This window comes from Alcanivorax sp. HI0083, assembly GCF_001635175.1.
In genome coordinates, this window is the sequence record NZ_LWFX01000958.1 from 1 (window position 1) to 5,484 (window position 5,484).

The following is a 5,484-nucleotide window of genomic DNA, read 5'->3' on the forward strand; positions in this document are numbered from 1 at the left end:
CGCAGATCGGCGGCAAAATCGGTCAGCCCGGTGTCCACCTCATGGCCCACGGCAGAGACAATGGGAATGGGGCACTCGGCGACCGCCCGGGTCAGGGCTTCGTCGTTGAAGGCCCACAAATCTTCCAGAGACCCGCCGCCCCGACCAATAATCAGCACGTCGCATTCGTTGCGTGTCACCGCCAGTTCCAGCGCCTGGCGCAGCTGTGCCGGCGCATCGGCACCCTGCACCGCTGCCGGATAAATCACCACGGGAATGGACGGGCAGCGCCGTTGCAGTACCTGGAGAATATCGCGAATGGCAGCGCCACTGGGGGAGGTGATTACCCCAATCTGGTTGGGCCAGGCAGGCAGTGCCTGTTTGCGGTCCTGGGCGAACAGTCCCTCGCTCTGAAGTTGGGCTTTGAGCGCGTCGAACTGGGCCTTGAGGGCGCCCTGGCCGGCGGGCTCCATGTGTTCGACCACAATCTGGAAATTGCCGCGGGGCACATACAGGGTGATTTTGGCGCGCACCAGTACCTGCTGGCCGTTTTGGGGTGAGAAATCCAGCAACCTGTTGCGATTTCGAAACATGGCCCCATTAATCTGGGCACGCGTGTCTTTCAGGCTGAAGTACCAGTGGCCGGAGGCCGGACGGGAAAAGTTGGACAGTTCGCCCTGTAGCCAGATCAGGGGGAAAGAGCTTTCCAGCAGGCCCTGGGCATCCAGGTTCAACTGGCTGATGGACAGCGGTTCGGCGCGGGATGAAATGGTCATCGCGGGAGGGTAGCCCGTTTTTTTGAACCCTGCCAGCGGTGATTGTGTGGTTAGCCGGTAATGTCGTATAATCGCCCGCTTAATTTAACGGGGTGCCTGTCTCATTCTGGGTGCTGCCGCTCCGCCCGGTGGCATCCGCCAGGCTCCTCCCTCACTTCCTACGGTGCAATATGCTCAGAATTGCCCAAGAAGCATTAACGTTTGATGACGTTTTGCTTGTGCCTGCCCATTCCAATGTGCTGCCCAAGGACGTGTCCCTGAAATCCAAATTGACCCGGGACATCGCTCTTAACATTCCCCTGGTATCCGCAGCCATGGATACGGTTACCGAGCATCGCCTGGCCATTACCATGGCGCAGGAAGGGGGTGTCGGTATCCTCCATAAAAGCATGGATATCGAAGACCAGGCGCGTAATGTACGCATGGTCAAGAAATACGAATCCGGTGTGGTCAAAGACCCGATTACCGTCAGCCCTGATACCACAGTTGCCGAATTGATCCGCATCACTGATGCGAACAACATTTCCGGCGTTCCGGTGGTTGAGAAAAACGGAGAAGGTGACAAGGTGGTTGGCATTGTCACCAGCCGTGACACCCGTTTCATCACCAACTACGACCAGTGTGTGAAAGACATCATGACCGGCAAGGACCGGCTGGTGACAGTGCAGGAAGGTGTTGGTGCTGATGAAGTTCAGGCACTGCTGCACAAGCATCGCATCGAGAAAGTCATTGTGGTGAACGCTGCCGGCGATCTGCGCGGCATGATCACCGTGAAAGATATCGAAAAAGCGGCCAAATACCCTAATGCCTGCAAGGACTCCCAGGGGCGCCTCCGTGTGGGTGCGGCAGTGGGCACCGGGGCCGGCACCGACGAGCGCGTTGCTGCGTTGGTGGAAGCCGGGGTGGATGTGATCGTGGTGGATACTGCACACGGCCATTCCCAGGGTGTGATCGACCGTGTTGCCTGGGTGAAGAAGCATTTCCCCGAGGTGCAAGTGATCGGCGGCAATATCGCCACGGCCGCTGCAGCCAAAGATCTGGTGGCTGCTGGCGCCGATGCGGTGAAAGTGGGTATCGGCCCTGGCTCTATCTGTACTACCCGTATCGTGGCCGGTATTGGTGTGCCGCAGATTACGGCTATTTCTGATGTGGCCGCGGCGCTGCAAGGCACCGGCGTGCCCTTGATCGCCGACGGCGGTATCCGCTTCTCCGGTGATATTTCCAAAGCCGTTGCCGCTGGCGCCAGCGCCATCATGATCGGTTCCCTGCTGGCCGGCACTGAAGAAGCGCCGGGTGAGGTCGAGTTGTTCCAGGGGGGCTACTACAAGGCTTACCGTGGCATGGGCTCGCTGGGTGCCATGTCTGGCTCCACCGGTTCCTCCGACCGTTACTTCCAGGATGCTGCTGCCGGCATCGAGAAACTGGTACCGGAAGGCATCGAAGGGCGTGTGCCTTACAAAGGGCCGATGAGCGCTATCGTGCACCAGCTGATGGGTGGCCTGCGTGCTTCCATGGGCTACACCGGCTGCGCCACCATCGAAGAGATGCGCACCAAGCCGGAGTTCGTGAAGGTAACGAATGCCGGGATGAAAGAGTCCCACGTGCACGATGTGACGATTACCAAGGAAGCGCCGAACTACCCGGTGGGGTAATTCGGGGTCTGTTGTGACTTGAAGGGGGTCGGATGTCCGAGGTCGGACGTCTGACGCCAGAGCCGGTCGGAGACATCTCCGGCCGTTTTGCTTTTAAAGCGTCCGACGTCAGGCATCCGGCGTCAGACCCGTAACCAACAAGGTCCGGCGCCAGCCGTCGGCAACCACCGCGGGATAGAACCCCATGCAAGACATCCATGCCCAGCGCATCCTGATTCTGGACTTCGGTTCCCAATACACTCAGCTGATTGCTCGCCGCGTGCGGGAAATCGGTGTGTACTGCGAAATTCGTGCCTTCGACATGACCGCTGAAGAGCTCAGCGAGTTTGCACCCAAAGGCATTATTCTTTCCGGTGGGCCGGAGTCGGTGACTGCAGCAGAGACGCCCCGCGCTCCGCAGGCCGTGTTTGACGCAGGCATTCCGGTGCTGGGTATCTGTTACGGCATGCAGACCATGGCCGAGCAGTTGGGCGGCAAGGTCATCGCCGGTGAGAAACACGAGTTCGGTTACGCCCGCGTGGAAAAGGCTGAAGCCAATGCGCTGCTGGACGGCATCGTCGACCATGAAGAGCAGGGTAAGGAATTTCTCGACGTATGGATGAGTCATGGTGATCGTGTCGGCGAGATGCCGGCGGGTTTCGTGGCGACCGCTACCACCGGCAGCTGCCCCATCGCCGGCATGGCCAACGACGAAAAGCGCTTCTATGGTATCCAGTTCCATCCGGAAGTGACCCATACCTTGCAGGGCGGCCGCCTGCTGGAGCGCTTCGTGCGCGAGCTGTGTGACTGCGAAGCCCTGTGGACCCCGAGCAACATCATCAGCGATGCCATCGACACCATCCGCGAGCAGGTAGGTACCGACGAAGTCATCCTGGGCCTGTCCGGCGGGGTGGATTCCTCCGTGGTGGCGGCGCTGCTGCACAAGGCCATCGGTGACCAGCTCACCTGCGTGTTCGTGGACAACGGCCTGCTGCGTCACCAGGAAGGTGACCAGGTCATGGAAATGTTCGCCGACAGCATGGGCGTGAAAGTGATTCGCGTGGACGCGGAAGACAACTTCCTCGGCAAGCTGGCCGGCGAGGCGGATCCGGAGAAGAAGCGCAAGATCATCGGCAATACCTTTATTGATATTTTCGACGAAGAAGCGGGCAAACTGGAGAATGCCAACTGGCTGGCCCAGGGCACCATCTACCCGGATGTGATCGAATCCGCCGCCAGCAAGACCGGCAAGGCCCATGTGATCAAGAGTCACCACAACGTGGGTGGCCTGCCGGAAGATATGAAACTCAAGCTGGTGGAGCCCCTGCGCGAACTGTTCAAGGATGAAGTGCGCAAGATCGGCCTGGAGCTGGGGCTGCCCTACGACATGGTCTACCGCCATCCCTTCCCGGGGCCGGGTCTGGGTGTGCGTATCCTCGGCGAAGTGAAGAAGGAGTATGCCGATACCTTGCGCCTGGCAGACCATATCTTCATCGAAGAGCTGCGCGCCGCTGGTCTGTACCACAAGACCAGCCAGGCGTTTGCCGTGTTCCTGCCGGTCAAGTCAGTGGGCGTGGTAGGCGATGCCCGTCGCTACGAATATGTGGTGGCTCTGCGTGCGGTGGAAACCATCGACTTCATGACGGCCCGCTGGGCGCATCTGCCCTATGAATTCCTGGAACTGGTCTCCAGCCGCATCATCAACGAAATTCCGGGCATCAGCCGGGTGACCTACGATATCTCGTCCAAGCCACCGGCGACGATTGAGTGGGAATAAGCCACGCAAAATACAAAAGGCGGCCCAATGGCCGCCTTTTTTATGGGCACCGGAAAGCTTAAGAACAAATCCGCATCAGGTGCGTGATCAGGTCTACCTGTCGGCGGAAGTTGTTCTTTTGCAGCAATGATTTGATGTTGGTGCGAATGGTGCTGATGGCCAATTCCAGTTGTTCGGCCGCTTCGGCGGTGTTGGTTCCCTTGAGCAGGCAGAGGCAGACGCGGGCCTCTGCCTCGGTAGCGCTGATGACCTTGCGGATCTCGGCAATGCTGGGGGTGCGGCAGACATTGGGATCGAAGATTTCCACCAGAACATTGCTGTTGTTGCTTTGTCGGTTGTGTACCGGGGTGATGGAGACCCGCAGGGGCAGGGCGTCGGTTTGCAGGTAAAGGGTGTCGCTGTCGTCCAGGGCGCCGGTCTTGCCGGTAATGAATAGCATCAGCTGGGTGTAGAAATCCTTGCCGAACTGTTGATCCCTGAAGGCGATCTCCCGGCTATCCTGATCGATCGTGAATGCCTTGTAGCGTCTGCCTATCTCCACAAAGGCCGGGCTGGCACTGACCAGGAGCGAGACTGGCGAAAACACGGCAACGGGCTGTTTCAATACGGCGATGCTGCTTTGCAGGTCCTTGAAGCTCTGCTCCGAGCGGTGCAGGCGCTCGTACAAATCGAGGGCAATTTCGGCGTGTTTTTTCAGTCGCGAGAGCAGTGCCATTTCCGGCTTGCTGAACACCCGGCTGCCTTTTTGGCGATTGAATACCAGTACCACGTGCTGCTGGTACTTGTTGGTAAAGGCGATGGTGGCGCTGTCGATAATCCCGGCGGCGCGTATCCAGGTGCGGGAGAAGGCGGGCATGTCTGCCAGGAAATCGCTCTCCGGGTCCCCATCGGCGTAGCTGAACAGAGCGTTGGGGCCGGTTTCCAGTGCCCGGGCGATGGCCTTGTCCTTGAACACCAGGCCGGTCTTGAGCATCAGCGGGACCACACCGGGCGGATAGCCCACGGCCCAGCCATACAGCCCTTTCAGTTGCGGCTCTTTCTGTATCACGGCCAGGCAACAGCTGGCCAGGTCAAAGGTGTCGCGGATGTTGCGCAGAAAGAGGTCGAAGCCGTCCTTGTGCTCAACACAGCTGTAAAGGCTGGTGACCAGATCATCCAGTATGTCTGCCTGGGTGTCGTCCGGTCCGAGCTGTTCGGTACTGGACCTGGACCGGCCGTTTTCTACCCGCGACAGATGGATAAGTTGGTTTTTATCGGCTGCAGGCATTTCCGTTTACCACCCCCCTCATACAGTGCTGTCCCCCCGGATAATTGTTAACTG

4 protein-coding genes are annotated in these 5,484 nt (G+C 59.2%); 2 read left to right on the forward strand and 2 right to left on the reverse strand.

Translation table 11 applies throughout. The features are described 5' to 3' along the window. The coding region (gene xseA / locus A3754_RS10965) for an exodeoxyribonuclease VII large subunit (RefSeq protein ID WP_063519709.1) at positions 1-755 on the reverse strand (755 nt) is incomplete at its 3' end. A gap of 170 nt (positions 756-925) precedes the next feature. Between xseA and guaB the strand changes: the two genes are divergently transcribed. Together guaB and guaA are read left to right on the forward strand one after the other, a co-directional pair. Continuing rightward, positions 926-2,407, forward strand: a complete 1,482-nt coding sequence (guaB, locus tag A3754_RS10970; protein WP_063519710.1) for an IMP dehydrogenase — start codon at positions 926-928, stop codon at positions 2,405-2,407. 184 nt (positions 2,408-2,591) lie between these two features. Then, a complete protein-coding gene (gene guaA / locus A3754_RS10975; protein ID WP_063519711.1) occupies positions 2,592-4,163 on the forward strand; it encodes a glutamine-hydrolyzing GMP synthase in 1,572 nt (523 codons plus the stop codon). Positions 4,164-4,221: 58 nt separating this feature from the next. On the opposite strand, the gene A3754_RS10980 is transcribed toward guaA, so the two are convergent. Continuing rightward, positions 4,222-5,430 carry a hypothetical protein gene (locus A3754_RS10980; RefSeq protein ID WP_063519712.1) on the reverse strand — a complete coding sequence of 403 codons (1,209 nt, stop codon included), beginning with the start codon at positions 5,428-5,430 and terminating at the stop codon, positions 4,222-4,224. Positions 5,431-5,484 lie beyond the last annotated feature (54 nt).